Origin of the sequence: Parapedobacter indicus, from assembly GCF_900113765.1 — a bacterium.
Classification (GTDB): domain Bacteria; phylum Bacteroidota; class Bacteroidia; order Sphingobacteriales; family Sphingobacteriaceae; genus Parapedobacter; species Parapedobacter indicus.
In genome coordinates this window covers 95019-116481 of record NZ_FOQO01000013.1, presented here as the reverse complement: position 1 = coordinate 116481, position 21463 = coordinate 95019, and the positions used below count along the sequence as shown (strand labels likewise).

The 21463-nt window shown below is 53.7% G+C and carries 13 protein-coding genes; 10 read left to right on the top strand and 3 right to left on the bottom strand.

The features are described from left to right. Window positions 1-108: 108 nt before the first annotated feature. From BMZ56_RS22460 to BMZ56_RS22435, 6 genes are all read left to right on the top strand, one after another. The gene (locus BMZ56_RS22460) at window positions 109-3165 is read left to right on the top strand and encodes a SusC/RagA family TonB-linked outer membrane protein (RefSeq protein WP_090631257.1); all 3057 of its coding nucleotides are present in this window, start codon (window positions 109-111) and stop codon (window positions 3163-3165) included. Between the two features lie 26 nt (window positions 3166-3191). Next, window positions 3192-4742: a RagB/SusD family nutrient uptake outer membrane protein gene (locus BMZ56_RS22455; RefSeq protein WP_090631254.1), complete on the top strand. Its 1551-nt coding sequence runs from the start codon at window positions 3192-3194 to the stop codon at window positions 4740-4742. Window positions 4743-4864: 122 nt separating this feature from the next. Beyond that, window positions 4865-6151 (top strand): glycoside hydrolase family 2 TIM barrel-domain containing protein, encoded by a 1287-nt coding sequence (locus BMZ56_RS22450; RefSeq protein WP_218146642.1) that lies wholly within the window; start codon window positions 4865-4867, stop codon window positions 6149-6151. 180 nt (window positions 6152-6331) lie between these two features. Beyond that, a complete protein-coding gene (locus BMZ56_RS22445; RefSeq protein ID WP_090631249.1) occupies window positions 6332-7033 on the top strand; it encodes a type 1 glutamine amidotransferase domain-containing protein in 702 nt (233 codons plus the stop codon). Window positions 7034-7115: 82 nt separating this feature from the next. Further along, window positions 7116-8111 (top strand): metallophosphoesterase family protein, encoded by a 996-nt coding sequence (locus tag BMZ56_RS22440; protein ID WP_090631247.1) that lies wholly within the window; start codon window positions 7116-7118, stop codon window positions 8109-8111. Window positions 8112-8120: 9 nt separating this feature from the next. Then, a complete protein-coding gene (locus BMZ56_RS22435) occupies window positions 8121-9386 on the top strand; it encodes an alpha/beta hydrolase family protein (protein ID WP_090631244.1) in 1266 nt (421 codons plus the stop codon). A 74-nt stretch (window positions 9387-9460) separates the two neighbouring features. Here the strand turns inward: BMZ56_RS22435 and BMZ56_RS22430 are convergent, their stop codons facing one another. From BMZ56_RS22430 to BMZ56_RS22420, 3 genes are all read right to left on the bottom strand, one after another. Continuing rightward, window positions 9461-14053: an efflux RND transporter permease subunit gene (locus tag BMZ56_RS22430; protein ID WP_177195272.1), complete on the bottom strand. Its 4593-nt coding sequence runs from the start codon at window positions 14051-14053 to the stop codon at window positions 9461-9463. A gap of 47 nt (window positions 14054-14100) precedes the next feature. Next, on the bottom strand, window positions 14101-15291 hold the full coding sequence (locus tag BMZ56_RS22425; protein WP_090631241.1) for an efflux RND transporter periplasmic adaptor subunit: 1191 nt from the start codon (window positions 15289-15291) through the stop codon (window positions 14101-14103). Window positions 15292-15389: 98 nt separating this feature from the next. Continuing rightward, window positions 15390-16001 carry a TetR/AcrR family transcriptional regulator gene (locus BMZ56_RS22420; protein WP_090631238.1) on the bottom strand — a complete coding sequence of 204 codons (612 nt, stop codon included), beginning with the start codon at window positions 15999-16001 and terminating at the stop codon, window positions 15390-15392. A 439-nt stretch (window positions 16002-16440) separates the two neighbouring features. Between BMZ56_RS22420 and BMZ56_RS26055 the strand changes: the two genes are divergently transcribed. From BMZ56_RS26055 to BMZ56_RS22400, 4 genes are all read left to right on the top strand, one after another. Continuing rightward, window positions 16441-17865: an exosporium glycoprotein BclB-related protein gene (locus BMZ56_RS26055; RefSeq protein WP_090631235.1), complete on the top strand. Its 1425-nt coding sequence runs from the start codon at window positions 16441-16443 to the stop codon at window positions 17863-17865. A 14-nt stretch (window positions 17866-17879) separates the two neighbouring features. Beyond that, the gene (locus BMZ56_RS22410) at window positions 17880-19961 is read left to right on the top strand and encodes a T9SS type B sorting domain-containing protein (protein ID WP_177195271.1); all 2082 of its coding nucleotides are present in this window, start codon (window positions 17880-17882) and stop codon (window positions 19959-19961) included. Between the two features lie 50 nt (window positions 19962-20011). Beyond that, a complete protein-coding gene (locus tag BMZ56_RS22405; protein ID WP_090631229.1) occupies window positions 20012-20902 on the top strand; it encodes a PorP/SprF family type IX secretion system membrane protein in 891 nt (296 codons plus the stop codon). 79 nt (window positions 20903-20981) lie between these two features. Beyond that, a complete protein-coding gene (locus BMZ56_RS22400) occupies window positions 20982-21275 on the top strand; it encodes a Smr/MutS family protein (RefSeq protein WP_090631226.1) in 294 nt (97 codons plus the stop codon). Window positions 21276-21463: the final 188 nt, after the last annotated feature.

The following is a 21463-nucleotide window of genomic DNA, read 5'->3' as shown; positions in this document are numbered from 1 at the left end:
AATCCTGGTAAAATGAAGGGTGTATGAAGCTTGCAGGAGTTGCCGTTATGAATCGGATGCCTTAGGTGCTCATGCGGCTTCATTGCCTTAACAAAAACAATTATTCACATGAACAAAAATCTATTAAAACTTGCTATGGTTACACTTTTGTCTTGCACGTATGGTTTCGTGCAGGCACAAAGTAGCGTGGTGACCGGCACGGTCACCGATGCAGGAGGCAACCCGCTGGTTGCTTCCGTAACTGTGAAAAACGCGCCCGGTATCGGAACCACAACTTCCGAAACCGGGGCGTTCACCTTAACTGTGCCACAAACTGCCGACTCGCTGGTTGTTTCTTCCGTTGGCTACGTCCGCCAGGCATTTGCCATTTCCGGGACGGTGCTCAATTTGCAGTTGACGGCAGATGGGGCATTTAACCTGGATGAAGTGGTTGTAATCGGATATGGCACCCAACGGAAAGGTGACTTAACTGCGCCGGTTGCCACGGTAAATATGGAAAATGCAGCCAAGCGTACCATATCCACACCGATGGATGCGCTGCAAGGGGCGGTAGCCGGTGTGCAGGTGGTCAGCTCCGGTGCGCCGGGTACCACGCCTACCGTGCGTGTACGGGGCGTGGGTTCGTTTAACAACGAGAACCCGCTGTATGTAGTAGACGGCATGTTTATGGACAACATCGATTTCCTGAATCCGAATGATATTGCCGATATGTCGGTATTGAAAGATGCTTCGGGAGCCGCGATTTATGGCGTGCGAGCGGCAAACGGCGTCATCATCGTTACCACCAAAAAGGGAAGCCTCAACATGAAGCCCCGGGTTACCTACAACGGCTATGTGGGTGTCCAAACTCCCAACAATGTATTAAAAATGGCAGACGGTTCGCAATTCGCAGCTTATTCACTGGCGAAGGGTGAAAACAGCGTGGTGGAAAGCTCCGTGTCTAAATTTGGCGGCACAAACGCTAGCCCGGCCATGAGTACAGATTGGTACGGCGAACTGCTGCGGTCGGGTGCGCTGATCACCAACCACAACCTGGATGTACAGGGCGGCAGCGATAAGATCACGTATACGTTTGGAATCAATTACCTCGACCAAGACGGCATCATGGACGCGGAAAACTATCACCGAAAGTATAACATCCGTATGCAGGCCGAAGCGCGGGTAGCTTCTTGGCTGAAAATCGGATTTACCGGCCACTTGAACAATTCCAACCAATTTTCGCCGAATAATGCGGCGTTCCGGCAGGCCTATTTTGCGTCGCCGCTGTATCCGGTGTATGATCCCAGCCTGGAGCTGGCCAAGCCCGTTAAGTTCGGTACCAGTTCTTCCCTTGGCATTCCGACAGGTTTCTGGTTTAACAATCCGATAGCCACGGCCTACTACAATCACAATGAGAGCAAGGGATTCCAGATTCTGCCCAGTGCTTACTTGGAAGCTAACTTTTGGGATAATAAGCTGACCTTTCGGTCACAATTAAGCCAACGCTATCAGTCCGCGCATGCGATCGGCTACACGCCGGTGTATTATATTGACAACGATCAGCGGAGCGATCGCTCTTATTTGCGGTCGGCGCAGACCCGCAATACCAATTACATTCTCGACAACCTCCTCACCTACAGAGATGAAGCCGGTTCCCATCATTGGACCGTATTGCTGGGGCAATCTGCCCGTGAAGAACGCTGGCGCGAAACGTGGGTATCGGCGAACGACGTGCCTGAATCTTCGGAATTCTGGTATGTAGGGCAGGGTGCGCAAGGAACAGGCTCTGCTACCGGATACGGTGAAGGGGGCTTCCGCAATGCCGGAATTTCTTACTTCGCAAGAGGTACGTACGACTACGATAGCAAATACCTGCTTACTGCCACGTTCCGGGCCGACGGTAGCTCCAAATACCAAACCAAGTGGGGGTATTTCCCGTCACTGGGTTTAGGATGGGTACTGAGCCGCGAAAAATTCATGGAAAATCAGTCGCTGTTCGATCTGCTGAAAGTGCGTGGCAGCTGGGGGCTTTTGGGGAACGACGGTATCCAGCCCAACGCCGGCTATGCCATTGTCAACTCAGGCAACAACTACTCCGCGATATTTGGCAGTATGGGATCGACCTATGGAAGCCGCATTCCCGGTTACCGCGTTGGCCGATTTTTTACGCAAGTACGATGGGAAATGGTCGAAGAATGGGATGGAGGTATCGATTTCGCATTGCTTGATAACCGGTTGAGCGGTGCGGTGGACTACTACTACCGCAAGACCAAGGATCTGGCGTTTGATCGCCCAATTCCATTTATGTGGGATCGGGTTTACGGCAACTGGGGAAGTGTAGCAAACAGCGGTTGGGAAATCGGACTCGACTGGAAAGATCAGGCCGGCGAATTCGCCTATTCCATCGGAGTCAATGCGACCACGCTTAAAAACAAAGTCGTTGATCTGGGAGGACTTGCCAACATCATGAATGGCTTTCCGGAATGGTCGGCCGAATTTCCGGCACGCATAGAAGAAGGCCAACCCATTAACTATTACTACGGATACGAGGTAGCCGGTGTTTACCAAAGCCAGGCAGAGATCGATGCCGATCCGATTGCACGGCAATACAATGAGGCAAACCCGGGAAGCCCCATATTGCCTGGATACCTGCGGTATAAGGATCAGAATAGCAACGGAGAGCTGGACGAAGCCGATCGTGTGAACCTGGGAAATTACCTGCCTAAGTTGACCTACGGGCTTAACATCGGGTTGAGTTACAAGCAATTCGATTTCAGTGTGGCCCTTCAGGGAGTTGCTGGCAATAAAATACATAACCTCAACCGGGCTATGCGGCGCAAATATCCGCAGATGAACATGGATCAGGCGTTTTACGAAGGTCTTTGGACAGGCGAGGGATCAACGAACGCGTATCCGTCGGCGCAGGGCAGCGTGGCCTCCTGGAACCTACAAGCGAGTTCTTTCTTTGTTGAAAGCGGTGCTTACCTGCGTGTGCAGAACATCCAGGCGGGCTACCGGTTTAACATCCAGGGAGCGATACCTGTACGCATCTTTGCCACGGCCGATCGGCCCTTTATCTTCACGCGCTATAATGGATTTACCCCCGAAATTACGGGCATGGGATACGATGCAAATGTGTATCCGGTATCGTCCACGTATAGTTTGGGCCTAAACGTTTCGTTTTAATAGTGATGACAGTAAGTAAAATAGCCATGAAGAAATATCAATATATCGTAGTAGGCGGATGCATCGGTATGGCATCCCTGTTAAGTGGTTGTGAGAAATTCCTGGATAAGCCCCTGGAAAACCAACAGCGATCTGAAGAAATCGATTATACCGACCTTTCGTTGATGTATGCGCCGGTGTCGGGCGTGTACCGGGCCGCATCCGATGACAACCTGGTGCACTGGATCGATCTTTCCATCCGTTGCGTGCGCGAGGACGATTATGAACGGGGGGCACCGAGCCCTAACGACAATCCCGAATTGATGGCCATCAAGCATTTCCAGCGGGATGTAACCATCCAATCCTACTGGGGGCTCAACCAATCGTGGATCAGTTATTATAGTTTGGCCATCGCAGCCAATAGCGCGTTGACGGAGCTGGGCCACTTTGCCGAGGCCATACCTTCGGGAAATACAGCGGACGCCGCATTAAACCGGCAATATCAGGCGGAAGTGAGGTTTTTGCGGGCCTACGCCCATTTAATGGCTTCACGCTTATTTGGCGATGTGCCGATCCTGTCGGATAGCGATGACATCGCGCGGCTCACGACCATCGAGAAGAGTACCGTTGCCGAGGTTCGGCAATTCATTATTGACGAAATGGATGCCTGTGCGGCGGATCTGGAGGATGCCCGGCCCAACCAGTCCATCCATGTGGGTGCGGTGACCAAATATTCTGCGCTGCTGTTGAAAGCTAAGGCAGCCGCCGACCTGGCAGGCAATGACAGCGCAAGTCCGTATTGGGATGTAGTGCTGGATGCAACCAACCAGATCATCGAAAGCAATAAGTTTTCGCTCTACCCCGATTTCTATCAGCTGTTCAAGCTTCCGGGCAAATTGTCCGACGAATCGCTGTTTGAATTGCAATTTTCAGACTTCGGACTTCCGGCCGGCGATATTGTGCGTCCGGGAATCGATTGGGGAACCTTTTTCCGGTGGCAGGGGCCGGCCGGTGATCAGCGCGGAAGTGCCATTTCTGGTGCAGGGTGGGTTCCCCCATCTCAAGATATTGTTAATTTTCTTACAAACCGTGGCGATGATACGCGTCTAAAGACAACCATCCTATACTGCGGCGAAGATGGCGATCCGGATACCTATGTCGAGACACCCAGTGGCGACCGTGTGTATGGAAATCCGTTTGGTACGAAGTATTTCAACGGCAAGACCTATCTGCCCGTATCGCAGATGACCGAGGGCCGGCTCGAGTACGGCGCCAACAACAACGTCCGCATCCTGCGTTATGCAGATGTACTGTTGCTGAATGCGGAGGCCAAAGTACGTAAAGGGCAAAATGGCGACGAGCCTTTCCGGTTGATCCGTGAACGGGCAGATATGGAGCCCATTACCGGCGTTACGCTGGATCAGATCCTGGACGAGCGGCGGGCCGAATTTGCCTGTGAATGGTGGGGCGAGCGCTTTAACGACCTGGTGCGCACCGGACGGGCACAGCAAGTGTTCGGATCGGAATTCGTACCCGGACAGAGCGAGTACGTGCCTATCCCGCAGACACAGATTGATGCCAACACGAATTTCAGATAGCCGGAAGGAGCACCGGCACCGGTTGAACGGGCTTGTCGCGGCGCGGTATTTTGACCCATCGCGGCAACCCGGCCCAACCCGGTCTTTTTTTACATAAGAAACGTAACGTAAAATCGATTGCCATGAATTTTTCCAGGTTAGTGAGTTGGATGCTGCCAAGTTTATTCTTAATTGTCCCGGGTGCTTCGGCACAAGCCGACAAACCGATCAAAGTGGAGATACGAAAACAGGATGACGGCTTCGCGCTGCTGCGGGATGGAAAGCCGTATTTCATTAAGGGTGCTGGCGGTACCAATTACATGGATCGGCTGAAAGCCTATGGTGGAAACTCTATCCGCACGTGGAGCACCCACGCGGGGCAGCAGGTGCTGGATGAAGCTCAAAGGTTGGGGCTGACCGTAACGATGGGCCTAGCTGTGGCGACCGAGCGCCACGGATTTGACTATAACGACGAAGCGGCTGTTGCAGCGCAGCTGAAGCGCCTCCGGGCGGACGTGTTGAAATACAAAAACCACCCTGCATTGCTTGCGTGGGGTATCGGCAACGAGCTGAATCTCCATTATTCAAACCCTAAAGTATGGGATGCGGTTAATGAAATCGCGGAGATGATCCATGAGGAGGATCCCAATCATTTGGTTACCACCATGCTGGCTGGGATCAACCAAAAGGAAATCGACTATATCAAAGCGAAATGTCCGGCACTTGATCTGATTTCCGTTCAGGTATATGGCGGGCTTGCCTCCGTACCGGAGAAAATCCGGTCTACGGGCTGGGAAAAAGCCTATATGGTGACCGAGTGGGGGCCTACCGGTCATTGGGAAGGCCCGCAAACCCCTTGGAAGGCCTCGGTAGAAGAAACCAGCAGCGAAAAAGCTGCGGTCTATAAAAGCCGGTATGAAGCTTCCATCGCCGCAGATAAACACTGCCTGGGATCGTATGTGTTTCTGTGGGGGCAAAAGCAGGAGCGCACGCCCACCTGGTATGGGCTTTTCACCGAGGCAGGGGAAGAAAATGAAGTGGTTGATGCGATGCAATACCTATGGACGGGACAGTGGCCGGAAAACCGGGCGCCTCACCTGGATTCCGTGTTGCTGGATGGAAAAAAGGTACTGGATTTTATTTACCTGAAGCCGGGACAGACCTATGTTACCGATGTATACGTCTCTGATCCGGATGGCGATCCCTTGACGGCACGCTGGGAGCTGCTGCCGGAAAGTACAGACTTGAAAGAAGGAGGCGACCGCGAGAGCAGGCCGAAGGCTATTCCCGGACGGGTGCGCAGCGCATCGGTCGATAAAGCGATGTTGACCGCGCCTACCAAAGAGGGAGCATACCGGTTATTTCTGTATGTATCAGACGGCAACAACAACGTGGCAACGGCAAACATACCTTTCTTCGTAAGTAAATAATGTGCTGCAACAACTGGTTTGCCGCGCTGAACGATCAGTTTGGCAGCCAATGCGTAAAACTGTCGGTCGTATCCTGTCATTTTTTCGGTATGGTTAAGGTTTCTTCATGGAATTGTTAAAAAATGCTAAAACTTACTGCCGCATGTAAACACTGCACTGGATTTGCCGTTAACAAAGCGTATGAAGAAACTATTGATGATCCTGACATCCCACGCTGATCTGGCAGACGAAAAAGAACAGACCGGCGTATGGTTGAGTACGTTTACCGATGCATACTATGCATTTATAGAAGCTGGATTTGAAATTACTGTTGCCAGCCCCAATGGCGGCAGGCCCCCCATCGACCCCCTAAGTGAGCAAAATGAGTATGCTACGGACGAAGTAAAAACCTATCGCGATGATTTCATGGCCCAGATGGAAATGGGCAACACGTGGAGTCTGGAAGAAGTGGGATCAACGGTTTTTGATGCCCTATATATAGCCGATGGACACGGAGCATTATGGGATTTGTCGGATAATCGACAATTGGGAAAACTGTTGTATGAGGCCCTCTTAAATGACAGTCCCATCGCAATGGTAGGACACGGTGTAACGGCCATGCTGTCGTTGGCGAAGCTTCGTCCGGACGTATTGAACGGGTTACGGGTTACCGGCTTTACCGATACTGAAGAAGCCTTGTTAAAAAAGCACCGTTACCTGCCGTTCGGCCTCACGGACCGGCTGAAAGCATCCGGTGCCCAGTTCAGCCACGCCATCATACCGTTTACCCCGCATGTTGAGACGGATGGCATCTTTATTACCGGACAGAACCCTGCTTCTGCAGCAATGGCCGCCCATGCGCTCGTCGAGCGGATTGCGGTGGAACAGCTTTGTTACGATTAGGTGGCTTGCTGCATAATGCCGTGTCGGGATACTACTGTTGATTGGTGAATTTTTAGTAGCTTAGCACACCAAGAGCTACGAAATGACCCTAAAGAGACGAACATTCCTGAAATCAGCTGGCTTTGGCGTGATAGGTGCTGCATTGCCGGAGCATATTATTGCCGGCCCCCGGCCTTTTGAAGCCAAAGAAGGCAGCGTTTCATTGACTGGAAACCATGTCCAATGGCACCTCCCGCAATTAAAGCAGCCGGTTAACGTCTTTTTCATTTCAGATACTCATCTCTGGCAAAGCGACGAACGGGAGTTGCCTTTCACGCGGTACAGCGGCCGCATGGCTAAGGCATACAATCGGACTCATCATTTTCAGACCGGGGCGGAGACCTCTCCTCAGGAAGCGTTTGTGTCGACGTTGGCACTGGCCAGGGAGCAAAAAGCCGATATGTTGCTGCTGGGCGGTGATATTTTCAGTTATCCTTCCGAAGCCGCCATCGAATGGGCTGCCCAACAGCTTTCGAAAGCGGCTATTCCATATGTTTATACTACCGGCAACCATGATTGGCACTACGAGGGCATGCCGGGGCCGTTACATACGTTGCGTGATACTTGGATCAATAAGCGTTTACTACCGCTCTATCAGGGAAACAATCCACTGATGCACACGGTGGACGTCCAAGGCATCCGGTTTGTTGTATTGGATAATTCTACCTATGAGATTTTACCGGAACAGCTCGACTTTTTCCGTAAATCCTTGCAGACGGATTTGCCCATTGTATTAGCCATGCATATTCCGTTGTATGCACCCGGAAGATCGGTCGGATTTGGATGTGGCCATCCGGAATGGAAGGCAGAAAACGACCGGAATTTCGAACTGGAACGCCGTGAGCGCTGGCCCGCCGGGGGACATACCGCTACAACCCTGAATTTCCACCGGGAGGTATTTGCTGCCTCCAATATAATCGGCGTCATTGCCGGGCATATTCATACCACATCGGTCGACATGTGGAATGGTGTGCCGCAGGTTGTTGCGCCGGCCAACGCCCTGGGAGGATATTTGAGTTTGGAATTTGTATGTTTATAAAAAGAAGAAATGAAAACAAATGTAACTACACTGTTTCTGATCGTATTGGCCAGCTTTTCACTGCAAGCCCAGCCAGGTATCAACTACGATGAGTCAAAGGTGCCCGATTATGTATTGCCTGAACTCCTGGTTACCCAAAAAGGGGAGATGATAACATCTGTACGCCAGTGGGAGAACGTGCGGCGCCCCGAATTGATGGAACTTTTCAGTTCGCAGATGTATGGCCGTACGCCGGATGATGCAGGTATTAAGGTGCGCTATGAACTGCTGACTGAAAATCCGGCTGCATTGGGCGGAAAAGCTACCAGTAAACAGGTGAAATTTATTTTCAGCAATGGAAAAAAAGAACTGGAAGCGCTGTTGTTTTTATTGATCCCAAATGGAAGTACAGGCAAGGTTCCGGTGTTTGTAGGCTATAACTTCAAGGGCAACCATAGCACCCTCAACGACACGACTATATTATATTCCAAAAACTTCGCGTTGGTCAAAGAGCCGGGGCATCCCGATTGGGAGCGAGGCTGTCAAGCCAGCCGGTGGTCGTATGATGATATTATCGGTCGTGGGTATGCGGTAGCCACGATGTGCTATCACGATATCTTTCCCGATAGGCCGGGCCTTAAGGATTACAGTGTAGTATCCCTGTTTGAGGGTTACGGTACCGGGTCTAAAGCGCCGGATGAATGGCAGGCTATCGGAGCATGGGCATGGGGGTCAAGCCGCATCGTTGATTACCTTGCTACCGAGCCGGTTATCGATACCGATAAAATTGCGATTATGGGCCACTCTCGGCAAGGCAAGGCCGCTTTATGGGCCGGCGCACAGGACACGCGGTTTAAGGTCGTCATTTCCAATGACTCGGGCGAAGGCGGCGCCGCCCTGTCGCGTCGCGAATATGGAGAGAGCATCGCACGGGTAAGCAGCATCCAACCAGCGTGGTTCTGCCGGGCGTTTAATCAATACCGGGGTAAAGAGCAGGAGCGACCGATCGATCAGCATGAGCTGATCGCACTGATGGCGCCTCGGGCAGTCTATGTGGCCAGTGCAGTGAAAGACCAATGGGCAGATCCCAAAGGGGAATACCTGGGGGCCTTTTATGCCGGTCCGGTTTACCAGCTATATGGCCTAAAAGGGCTGGAATCCGATGAAATGCCCGGTATCCATCAACCGATCATGAATGACGTCGGCTACCACATACGCGAAGGCAAACACGATGTGACGCGGTACGATTGGTTGCGCTTTCTGGATTTTGCAGATCAGCATTTTGGAAAACGATAGTCGATGCAACCCCCTACATAAAAATGTAATTGAATACATTTTCATGTAGGGGGGATATGTTTTTAGGAGCCTGATCAATCCACGCCGCCGCCTAAACTCCGATACAGCAACACATAGGCTTCGATCTGCTGGCGTTTCAGGTCAGCCAGTTCCAGTTCGCTTTGCAGTGCATTTTGCTGGGCGGTGATCACTTCCAGGTAAGAAGCCATGCCATTCGTGAATAGCAGCTGCGCGTTAGGGATGGCCTTTTCGAGCTTATTTTTCTGCGACTGGGTGATCTCGATCTGTTCCCTCAGCTTGTCGAGCTGTGCGAGGGCATCCGATACTTCGCCCACGGCATTCAACACGGTTTGCCGGAAACGGATCACCGCATTCTCCCGTTGTATCTTGGCTGCTTCAAACTGCGTTTTCAGTTTGCGGCTATTGAATACGGGCTGCATCACGTTTCCAGCCAGGTTGCCAAACAGGGAGGCAGGCATAACAAACCAGTTGCTAGCCTGAAAGGCATTCAGCCCGCCGGCTGCGGTGATGCGCAACGCCGGATAGCGGTTGGCCTGTGCAATCCCCACCTGGGCATCGGCAATCTCAAGTGCATATTCGCTTTCTTTGACGTCCGGGCGGCGGCTCACCATCGCTGCCGGTATGCCAATGGCAAACCGTTGGGGTATTGCAAAACTTTGCAACGGCGCGCTGGCGGCAATCTCCCGTGGTTCGCTGGCCATCAGGATGCTCAGGGCGTTTTCCTGCATGAGCAGCGCCTGTTCGAGTTTGGGTATCCATGCTTTTGTCTTCTCCAGTTGCACTTCGGCCTGCTGCACCGCCAGGATAGATGCCTGTCCGGCCGTGTATTGCAGGCGGACGGCCCGTAGCGTGCTGTCACTCAGTGCAATATTACGCCGGGTGATGCCGAGCTGCTCGTGCAGCATCAGCAAGGTATAATAAGCGGAGGCCGATGCGGTAATCAGGCGGGTTTGCAGGGATTTTACCGCTTCCGTGCTTTGCAGGTAAGCCGCCAGGGAAGCCTGCTTCTGCTGCCGTATCTTACCCCATACATCCACCTCCCAGCTCACCCCTACGGCCGCGGTATAGTCTTCGATGTGGTTGGTGCCGACAAAATCAGCCAGGTTCAAGCCATTCAGGCTATTTTGTGAGGGCCGCGATGTGTTGGCGGATAGGTCGGCCTGCACCACGGGCAGCCAGGTCGCTTTGGCCTGTTTCAGGTAGGCCTCATTCAGCGTAATGGTGTTCAGGGCCACCTGCATGTCGAAGTTGCGGGCCAATACGCTGTCGATGATTCGTTGCAGGGCTGTATCGGTAAAAAACTGCTTCCATTCCAGCTGGGCAATGCTGGTGGAGTCGGCTGCAGGCAAGTCGCTTGTGGCTGCGTCAGCCGGAGTGGCCGCTACTGTCCGGAACGTATCCGGCACCGCCCCGGTGGTGTGGACGGTCTCCCTGCCGGTGCTGCAGGAGTAGGCCAGGACCGATGCTGCCAGCAGGAGTACAGCCGGTTGCAGGGCCAGTTTGCCGCTGCGTTTGGCACTCACCCGTTCTTGCAGGTATTGGAAAATCACGAAGAGTACCGGGATGGCAAATACGCCTAGCAACACCCCGGTAAGCATTCCACCTACGGCTCCGGCGCCAATGGAGTGGTTGCCCAACGCTGACCCACCCGTTGCGCGCAGCAGGGGAATCATGCCCACGATAAAGGCAAAAGAGGTCATCAGTATGGGGCGTAGCCGCAGCCGCGAAGCTTCCAGTGCCGATTCAAGGAGCCCCATTCCCGCCCTTCGCCGTTGCAGGGCATATTCCACGATGAGGATGGCATTTTTCGCCAGCAAGCCGATCAGCATGATCATTGCTACCTGCACATAAATGTTGTTTTCGATGCCCATCAGGTTGATGAACAGCATGACTCCGAAGATTCCCAGCGGGATGGTGGTAACCACCGCCAGGGGCAGGATGTAACTTTCATACTGCGCTGCCAGCAGGAAGAAGACAAACACCAGGCTCATGATGAAGATAACGGTGAGCTGCGACCCGGCACTTTTTTCCTCGCGGGTCATGCCCGTCCATTCGTAGGCGAAGTTGCGGGGCAGCACCTCGCGGGCCGTTTCTTCAATGGCCACGATGGCATCCCCTGTGCTGTACCCCACGTTTGGCTTGCCATTGATGGTCACGGCATTGTAGAGGTTGTTGCGGGTTACCGTTTCGGGCCCATATACGCGGTTCAGCGTCACCATCGTATTGGCTGCCACCATACCGCCGTCGGCATTTTTTACGTAAATCTCATTGAGTGACGATGCATTGGCCCGGTAGGGAATGTCGGCCTGTGCAATTACCCGGTAGAATTTCCCGAAGCGGTTGAAGTCTGACACAAACGTGCTTCCGAAATAAATCTGCACCGTTTGCAGCAGGTCGCTTACGTTGACACCCAGTTGCTTGGCTTTTTCGTCATCGATTACCAGTTCGTATTGCGGATTATTTGCTGCAAACGTGGTAAAGGCAAAGGCAATTTCCTCCCGTTTCGACAAGGCAGCGATAAACTCCTTTGCGGTGGCGTCGAGTTTTTGCAGCGACCCATTGCCACGGTCCTGCAGCATGAATTCGAAGCCATCCACATTGCCGAAACCGGATACCGTAGGGAAGGTGAAGAATACCGCCTGCGCACCTTTTACCTCGGCCGCCACTTTCTGGGTGAGGCTTGCCGCGATGGCTTCGTAGTCTTTGATGGGACCGCGCTGGTCTTTCGGCTTGGTACGGATAAATCCGGCACCATAGGGTGCAGCATTCGCATTTGAGATGAAGTTGAGACCATCCACCTGGTAGTGGTTGAGGGTAAACGGCTCATTGGCCACGATTTCCTCGATCTGCTTCATTGCCCGTTCCGTCCGGGCCAGCGAGCTGCCCGGCGGCGTATTCACGGCGTACAGTACAAAACCCTGGTCTTCCGTGGGAATAAATCCCGTGGGGGTGCGCTGGATCATGAACACCGTCACGGCAGTCACCAGCGCCAGGCCCGATACCACCACCCATTTGCGGCGCATCAGCAGCTGAAGGGATTTCACATACTTGTCGGTGATGGCTGTAAATGCCACGTTGAAGGCCGAAAAAAACCGTTTCAGGAACCCACCCTTATTGCCGGGTTCAGCACCCGTTTCAGTGCCCTCGCTATGTGGGTTTTTCAGGAACAGGGCACATAATGCCGGGCTGAGTGTGAGGGCGTTCAGCGCCGAGATGCCGATAGCTACCGCCAACGTAAAGGCAAACTGCGTATAAAACACACCGGCAGGCCCCTGCATGAAGGTAACCGGTACGAATACGGCCACCATCACCAGCGTGATGGAAACGATGGCCCCGGATATCTCTTTCATCGACTCCTGGGTGGCGTCCCTGGGGGAGAGACCCGTCCGTTCCATTTTCGAATGGACGGCCTCTACCACCACAATGGCGTCGTCGACCACGATGCCGATGGCCAGCACCAGGGCAAACAACGTAAGTAAATTGATGCTGAATCCGAAAAGCTGCATGAAGAAAAACGTGCCGATGATGGCTACGGGCACGGCGATGGCCGGTATGAGCGTCGAGCGGAAATCCTGCAGGAAGATGAACACAACCAGGAACACCAGGATGAAAGCCTCGATGAGGGTATGGTTCACCTGGCTGATCGATTCATCAAGGAAATCCTTGGCGTTGAACATAACGATCGGCTCAATGCCTTTGGGCAGCGCCTCCTTCAGCACTTCGATCTGCTTTTTCGCTTCGATGAGGATTTCGTTGGCATTGGAACCGGCGGTCTGTAGCAGGGCTATGCCCGAGGTGGCTCCTCCGTTCAGGCGGCTGTTGGCCGCATAGGAAAACGAACCGAATGATACCCGGGCCACATCTTTCAGGCGGATGAGCTGCCCATCGTTGGTGGCCGTGATGATCATGTTTTCGTAGTCCTGGTTTTCGTTGAGCTTGCCCTTGTATTTCAGTACGTATTCAAACATCTCCGGGCTGCTTTGTCCCAGCCTACCCGGCGCTGCTTCCACGTTTTGGTCGGCAATGGCGCGCATCACATCCTGGGGCGACAGGTTGTAAGCCATGAGGCGGTCCGGCTGCAGCCAGATACGCATCGCGTATTCGCGGCCACCGAAAGGCTGCACCTCTGCCACGCCCGGTATCCGTTGCATCTGCGGAATCACGTTTATCTTGAGGTAATTCTGTATAAACGCTTCGTCGTATAGGCTGTCTTTGCTGGTGAGCGCCACGAACATCAAAAAACTGTTTTGCTGTTTCTGTGTGGATATACCCGCCTGGATCACCTCCTGCGGAATTTTGTTGCTCGCCTTGGACACCCGGTTCTGCACGTTTACGGCCGCGATATCCGGATCGGTGCCCTGTTTGAAGAACACGGTCAGGGTCATACTCCCGTCGTTGCTGGAGTTGGAGGTCATGTAGGTCATGTTTTCCACCCCGTTTACTGCCTCCTCGATGGGTGTGGCCACCGAGCGGGCCACGGTTTCTGCATTGGCCCCGGGATAGGACGCCGTTACCACCACGGTGGGTGGAGCGATGTCGGGGAACTGGGAAATGGGTAATGTAAGGGCCGAAATCGTGCCGAGTATCACCAATAAGATGGATATGACGGTCGACAGCACCGGCCGTTCGATAAATTTTTGTAACATCGAATCGCGTTGTTTTAACTAAGAAAAATAAATATGCCCGCGTTATTTTACAGCGCCGCTCGGGCAATCAAGCTGTCCGGAGCCACGGGCTCCGGTATGATGTGCGCACCGTCTTGCAGGCGGTCCAATCCGGCATACACAATGCGGTCGCCCGGCTTCACACCATTTTCGACGAGGTAATACGTACCGCTCCTGCCCGCAATGGGGATAGGCCGGCTCTCTACGCGATTGCTATCCGCCAGGGCAAATACGAACACCTTATCCTGCAGCTCGAAAGTGGCTTCCTGGGGAACAAGGATGACCGATGGCGACACATTCGGAATCCGGATTTTTCCCGTGTTGCCCGAACGCAGCAAACCCGCTTCGTTGGGGAACACCGCCCGGAAGGTAATGGTACCCGTACGGTCGTCAAACTGTCCGGACACGACCTCCACTTTCCCTTTTTGGGCATAAATGCTTCCGTCGGATAATACCAGCTCCACCGGTGGCAGGTGGCTGATTTTGTCAGCAATCGTGCTGCCTTCCACCCGGTTTTTAAACCCGATGAAGTCATTCTCGCTCAGGGAGAAGTAGGCAAATACATTGCGGATTTCCGAAAGCACGGTGAGCGGCTGGGGCGTCGTGGTACCCACCAGGCTGCCCATTTTAAACGGGATACGGCCGATGTAACCTGCTACCGGGGCCGAAATTACCGTATAGCCCAGGTTGATCTGTGCGCTTTCCACCACGGCTTTCGCTTGGAGCACATTGGCTTCGGCCACCCGTTCTGCGGCCAGGGCGGCATCCAGTTGCACGTCCGAGAGCACCTGGTTTTTCACCAGCGGCGTCAGTTTGCCTACATCGATGCGCGCATTGGTCAGGTTCGCCTCCGCCGCGGCCAATGTTGCTTTGGCGTTGTTGAGCTGCTCGGTATATACGCGGGCGTTGATGCGGAAGAGGGGCTGGCCCTGTTGTACATAGGCCCCTTCGTCTACATAAATGTGTTCGAGCTGGCCTTCCACCTGCGGGCGAATCTCGATGTCCTTACTGCCTTCAAGGGCGGCGGGGTATTCGTCGTAAGTGGTCGCTGATTGCGGATGCAGCGTTAGCACCGGCAAACGTTGCGGCGCATTCGCCGGCTGTTCGCTTCCTGTGGACGTGCTGCACGCCTGGGCAACGACCAGCAGGGACAGCCCGACGAGCGGCAATAGGTACCGGACTGGATTATATTTCGCTTGAGTTGGTAAGATACTATTCATGACTTATTTATTATTATTGATGATGTAAACGATTATTGTTATTTAGTTCCTATCGCTATTATATTTCCTAACACTGTTAGGGGGTTAGGCAAAAAAAATTAAGACTTCAGATTTTTGATAAATCCGGTGATGGCGTCGTCGAGCACCAATTTATTGAGCTGCTCGGTATCGTCCGCAGGTGCCACCATCTTGATGGAAATCAATCCGTGCAGGATAGACCAAAAGGTATGGTACTTCAGGCAGGCGTTGGTTTCTGCGTCGCCATGTTTTGCCTTTTCAATGATTTCGATCATCGGGCCCATCACTAGATCCCGGAATACCGAACGTTCCGGCATGCATTTGTCCATTTCGCAGGTGGGAGCGCCCATTCCCCACATCAGCTGGTAGTATTCCTTATTCCGGAAGGCAAATGCCCAATATGCATCGGCGATTGCTTTGAGCTGCTCGGCTGGATCCGTAGAACTGGCCTTTGCCGACTTCAGCTTTTTTATGACCAGTTCAAAACCCTGTTTGCCAAACTCGAGCAAAATAGCTTCCTTATTGTCAAAGTAATCGTAGATCACGGGCACGCTGTACTGGATCGCATCGGCAATCTTACGGATGGATAGCGACTGCCACCCTTCTTCCTTCACGATCTGCCACGCCGTGGTCAGGATGTTGGTCCGCATGGCCTCCTTTTCTCGTATTCTCCGTTCAGCGATAATGCTCATCTGCTTCCTTTACCTAACAGTGTTAGCAAAAGTAACAGGGTTTGGTTTCCTGTGCAAGGAATTTTTGAAAACCTGAAGATTAGGTGACATTTCTTACCAAGCGCAACACATCAGGGTTCAGCAATGAAGCCATGGCTACATGAGTCATCGGGTACCTGCCCACCGAAGCGGAAGGCCAGCGCTATCGTTGTACGGGGAAAAACCTGGTTTTCGAGGGGAGTAGCACTGCTTTCAATGATATGAAACGCCTTGATATAAGGCTACAATAGGGGGCAGGGGATGTAGGTTTCCATCGTCATCTACTTCACCAAAGTAGCAGATTGCTTATCAGTATTAGGAATGGTCATGTAATTTTTCGTTTTTTTTACGGTTTGTGACAATTAGCCTATATTTGCGCCCTAATCAGTCTCATCGCTTCAATATTTTTTAAACATCTACCATGAACAAACAGTTACTGTTAATGCTGCTGATAGGCCTGTGTGCTTTCAGCTCCCCATTCGATTTACAAGCCCAAGTGGGTGTCGGTATCGAGGTGCCGCACGAATCTGCCCAATTGGAAGTGCTTTCCGACAGCAAAGGAATACTGATTCCGCGCATGCCAAAAGTCAATCGACCCGCGGCGCCTGCGGAAGGTTTGCTGATCTACCAAACCGATGACGAACCGGGATTTTATTATTTTACGGGCAGCACGTGGCAACGTCTCGGCGCGGGTGAAAACCCCTTTGCCAACACGGTGGAATTTGATGCCGGCGAAGCAGCTGACTACCAGGCGGGACAGGTGGTGACGTATGGCGGGTCGACGTATGTTGCAGCCACCGATGCACCGACGGGAACTCCGGGGGGTAGCGCTGCATACATGCTGATTGCCGCGCAGGGTTTACCGGGTGTTCCGGGCGCCACAGGTGTGGCTGGACCGGCAGGCCCTCAGGGGTTGCAAGGTAACCCCGGACCACAAGGCTCAATCGGACCCATCGGTCCGCAAGGATTGCAGGGTGACCCCGGCATTCAAGGATTACAAGGCGATCCCGGTCTCCCAGGTCCAGTTGGGCCTATCGGTCCGCAAGGCGTTCAAGGCGACCCCGGCATTCAAGGCGACCCTGGTCCCGCAGGTCCACAAGGGCCAGCCGGTCCTGTCGGCCCACAAGGGGGATTATACAACCTCGTGGTTTTCAATCCAGGGGATGCTCCGACCTATCCAATCGGGCAGCCTGTTTCGTACAATGGATCGACCTATACGGTGAGCGTTGCCGCACCTACCGGAATTCCGGGCACCAGCCCGGATTATGCATTGGTGGCCGCCAAGGGAGATACCGGGCCTGTAGGGCCTGCGGGCACTTCAGGGGGTGGCGCCATCATTCCGTTTGCCTCCGGTGTACCCGTCACGATGACGACTGTGCTGGGTGGTCTTACTGGCACGTCTGCGGCGTTGGGTTTCGGAAATTCCGCATCGGGCATACAGAATTTCGGCGGTGGTATCGATTTGACTGGTGCAAGTGGGACGAACCTAAACATGGCCTTTTCGGTACCACGGGATGGAACCATCACCTCGCTATATGCCTTCTTTAGCACGACAACAGCGTTGTCGCTCGTTGGTAGTACCGTTACGGTGACGGCACAGCTGTACCAAAGCTCTACGCCAGACAACATGTTTCATCCGGTACCGGGTGCAGTGGTCACATTGGCACCTACCTTTACCGGAATTGTATCCATCGGGGCTATCGCTGATGGCAAAACCACGGGTCTCAGCATCCCCGTCACCGCCGGATCGCGGCTGTTACTGGTCTTCTCTACTAATGTTACTGCAGGCATTGATATGGCGATTGCGTTATCCGGCTATGCAAGCGCCGGCCTGGCGATTGACTAACGGAGGATATGACGATGACTAATCAACTCCGAACACTGCACCGACGGCTGCGGGTCTTGGCCGCCGTCGCGTTGCTCGCTTGGCTGGCCCCGCCGGAGGCGCTGGCGCAGGTCAGCGCAGGAAATGAAGGCCTATCCATACGGCCAACCGACTGGTTTTCTTCGGAAGGCTTGGCTTTCCAACCGACAGCGCGGCATCCCGTACCGATTGTGCAGAACCGCCTGTCGCGAAGTGCCACAGCGGTATCCATCGGGCCGGGTTCCTCCTTGCCGCAGGTGTACCGATTTGCTGAGCCTGTAAATTTTTCGGGCACTATCCGCATCCGGTACCGTGAGGCGGACGTAGCCGGCCATGACGAAGCGAACCTGTGGGTGTTCGCGCAATCGGCAACCGATGAACCCTTTCGGCCGCTAGCCAGCATGCGCAATATCGATGAACGGTTTGTACAAACAATACTGAATAACCAGCCACTGCACGCGCTCACGTTGGCAGATCCTACGACGGTAGGCTACGTCCTGAAACCCGAAACGCCCGATGTATCTGCGATCACCCAGCAGGGCTTTACATTGGAGTGGCTACCGGTTGCCGGCACAACGGACTACCGCATAGAAGTAGCTACCACGCCCGATTTCATGACATTGGTACCGGGAATGGATCCGCTCATCGTAGGGGAACAGATCTCAGTAGCCCTCGATGGACTGGAGGCGGGCAGGCAATACCATTTCCGGCTCGTAGCCGTGGATGGAGCGGGTGGTACGCAGGTATCCCCGGCAGGAACAGCACAGACTGAATACTGGAAGCTGGAACGCATCGATCCGTTTGAACCCATTACCGTCGACTATGGCACCCCACTTGGCGACCTGCCCTTGCCAGAAACCGCAGCGGTCTCTCTTGAAAATGGCGATGAACAGCAATGGGCAGTCAATTGGGATGGCGGCACACCCGCTTATCATGCCACAGCACCGGCAACTTATTTGTTTGAAGGCACAGTCGTTCCAACGGATGGCACGTTCAACCCGGACAACATAAAGGCTTCCATTGCAGTAACGGTGGAAAGAGGGTCGCTGGCCGGTGTGACGTTGGAGCCTGCCACGACGGCTTACGATGGCAAAACCCATGCATTGGCGGTACAAAACCTACCAACCGCAGCAACGGTGCGCTATACAATTCAGCTTGAAGGTGATGAACCGACGGCAGGCAATGCCGCTACCGACGCCGGTGTATATACGGTAACTGCGCGTATCGAGCTGGATGGATTTGATGAGCTGACGCTTAGCGCGCGCTTGGTTATCACTCCTGCCGTCCGTACCCTGGATTTCCCGGTCATCGGCGACAAGGTATATGGCGACGATGATTTCAATGCAGGAGCCACCTCCAGCAGTGGGGAGGCCGTGGTGTACACCAGCGACAACACATCGGTAGTGGAGGTAACCGATAACGGGCTGATCCGCATCACGGGTGCTGGTACAGCCACCCTCACGGCGGCGGTGGCAGCAAATGCGAATTACGCCAACCAGCCGTCTTTCAGTCGGGTACTGACGGTTCAGAAAGCCAGGCAGACCATCCAATTCGATGCGCCTGCGGAAGTGAACCGAGACGCGGGTAGTATAGCGCTCAATGTAAGTGCCAGCAGCGGCCTGCCGGTGACATTGAGGTTGGACGATGAGCAGGTAGCAATGCTGGATGCCACTACGCTGACCATCCTCCGGCTGGGCACGGTACGCATCACAGCCACACAGGCGGGCGATGGTAATCACGAAGCGGCCGAGCCGGTAACGGCGACGGTACGTGTGGTGGATCCCTCCTCGGACTTCCCGGTGCGTGTACATCCTGCGGTATCGCGCAATGCAGATGGAATCAACGAATTCCTGATGATTGAGGGAATCCGCGATTACCCTGAGAACCGCGTAAACATCTTCAACCGCAACGGCACGGTGGTATATGAGGCCAGTGGCTACGACAACGACCGCGTGGCGTTCCGGGGTGTCGGAACCGGCCAGCTGCTCTTGCCCGCAGGTACGTATTTCTATATTGTAGAGCTAAAAGACGGCAGCACGTGGAAGTACCGGAAAGGGTATTTCGTGTTGCGGTATTAACGGGCGAATGAATTAAGAATTGACTATTAAAAAGTAAGAATCAGAATAGAATGAAACGATTGTTAATTATACTGATCTGCTGTGCATGGCTGCGGGGGCTACACGCTCAGCAGCCCCTTACACACACGCAGCACGGCCAGCTGCGCACGGTAATCAACCCTGCGGCGAGCCTGATGAGCCCGGGCGGAGAAGTGTCGGTCATTGGCCGGCGGCAGTGGGTAGGTCTGGATGGTGCGCCGACGGCGTTCTGGGGCAGCGGCCATGTGGGCTTTGCATCGTTCGGTGCGACGGCGGGTTTGAACATCCGCCACGAAAGCCTGGCGGTGGAGAAGTTAACGGAGGCAAGTGCCTTTTTTGCCAAGAGCGTGCGGATATCGGAAACGGAATACGTAGGCCTTTCGCTGAATGCAGGTGTCAGCTACATGGACGGTCGCTTCTCGCAGCTGGATCCCATGGATCCGGCCTTCCGGGAGGATGTAAAGGAAACGGATGCGCTGGTAGGTTTCGGTGTGATGCTGTACCGCCCCGAGCGGTATTATGTCGGCCTGTCACTTCCACGGCTGATGCTGGGAAGCCTCGGTGTGGATTCGGACAGCCGCTATAATTTCCGCAACCTGTACCACCTGACTGCGGGCGCGCTGTTTAACCTGGGAACGGACTTCCAGTTCCGGCCGAGTGTGCTGGTGACGTACTCCGAGAGCCTTCGTCCACAGGCGGAGGCTTCGGCACTGGTGTTCATCAAGCGGGTGTTTGGCATCGGCGCGAATGTGCGGAGTTACGGCGAGTTTGCGGGTATTGCGCAGTTCAACTTCGGAGGCTTCGGGCTGGGCTACAGCTACCAGTTCAATCCGGGTAGTCAGCCACTCAACCGGCGCATCAGCAACACCACCCACGAGATTGGGCTGCAATACCGGTTTACCGGGATAAGTAGCCTGCTCTGATACACAGAATTTTTTGGAGACGCGCTCCAGTTTTTGGGGCGCGTTTTTTACAGCGTTTTTATATTCCTACCTTTGTATCATGGCATCTGTACAGGAAGTGGATTTGCATCTCCGTGCATTCATGCGTAATACCTCGGGCCTCAGCGGCGAAGACATGGTACAGCTGAGCATTGAACGCATGCGTACCGCACTGGATAACGCCATCGAAGACGGTCAGCAAGAAATCCGCTTCATCCACGGTCACGGCACAGGCGCATTGCGCGAGCGGGTGTACCACGAATTGCGCGTCTATGAACAAAGGGGCCTAATCGAATCGTTCGAGCCATCGTTTTTCAATCCAGGGATGGTGAATGTAATTATCCGGTATTCATAACGAACGAATTCCCCATCCTGGCGGCGGTATCGAACACTAAATCGCGGTTGAAAATCAATATGCACACAGCCTTGATGCGCCTAAATTGAGCAACCGTTTGCGTGCTGATTCCCCTTGATATATTGGATTTTTTTCCCCATAATTGTCTTGTAATAGCGATATGCACCCATCATAGGTGCGATTTTCAC

What these genes read in the sequence shown, in the direction of transcription:
- BMZ56_RS22460 (WP_090631257.1), top strand. Translation starts at nt 109, where the DNA reads ATGAACAAAAATCTATTAAAACTTGCTATGGTTACACTTTTGTCTTGC.
- BMZ56_RS22455 (WP_090631254.1), top strand. Translation starts at nt 3,192, where the DNA reads ATGAAGAAATATCAATATATCGTAGTAGGCGGATGCATCGGTATGGCA.
- BMZ56_RS22450 (WP_218146642.1), top strand. Translation starts at nt 4,865, where the DNA reads ATGAATTTTTCCAGGTTAGTGAGTTGGATGCTGCCAAGTTTATTCTTA.
- BMZ56_RS22445 (WP_090631249.1), top strand. Translation starts at nt 6,332, where the DNA reads ATGAAGAAACTATTGATGATCCTGACATCCCACGCTGATCTGGCAGAC.
- BMZ56_RS22440 (WP_090631247.1), top strand. Translation starts at nt 7,116, where the DNA reads ATGACCCTAAAGAGACGAACATTCCTGAAATCAGCTGGCTTTGGCGTG.
- BMZ56_RS22435 (WP_090631244.1), top strand. Translation starts at nt 8,121, where the DNA reads ATGAAAACAAATGTAACTACACTGTTTCTGATCGTATTGGCCAGCTTT.
- BMZ56_RS22430 (WP_177195272.1), bottom strand. Translation starts at nt 14,053, where the DNA reads ATGTTACAAAAATTTATCGAACGGCCGGTGCTGTCGACCGTCATATCC.
- BMZ56_RS22425 (WP_090631241.1), bottom strand. Translation starts at nt 15,291, where the DNA reads ATGAATAGTATCTTACCAACTCAAGCGAAATATAATCCAGTCCGGTAC.
- BMZ56_RS22420 (WP_090631238.1), bottom strand. Translation starts at nt 16,001, where the DNA reads ATGAGCATTATCGCTGAACGGAGAATACGAGAAAAGGAGGCCATGCGG.
- BMZ56_RS26055 (WP_090631235.1), top strand. Translation starts at nt 16,441, where the DNA reads ATGAACAAACAGTTACTGTTAATGCTGCTGATAGGCCTGTGTGCTTTC.
- BMZ56_RS22410 (WP_177195271.1), top strand. Translation starts at nt 17,880, where the DNA reads ATGACTAATCAACTCCGAACACTGCACCGACGGCTGCGGGTCTTGGCC.
- BMZ56_RS22405 (WP_090631229.1), top strand. Translation starts at nt 20,012, where the DNA reads ATGAAACGATTGTTAATTATACTGATCTGCTGTGCATGGCTGCGGGGG.
- BMZ56_RS22400 (WP_090631226.1), top strand. Translation starts at nt 20,982, where the DNA reads ATGGCATCTGTACAGGAAGTGGATTTGCATCTCCGTGCATTCATGCGT.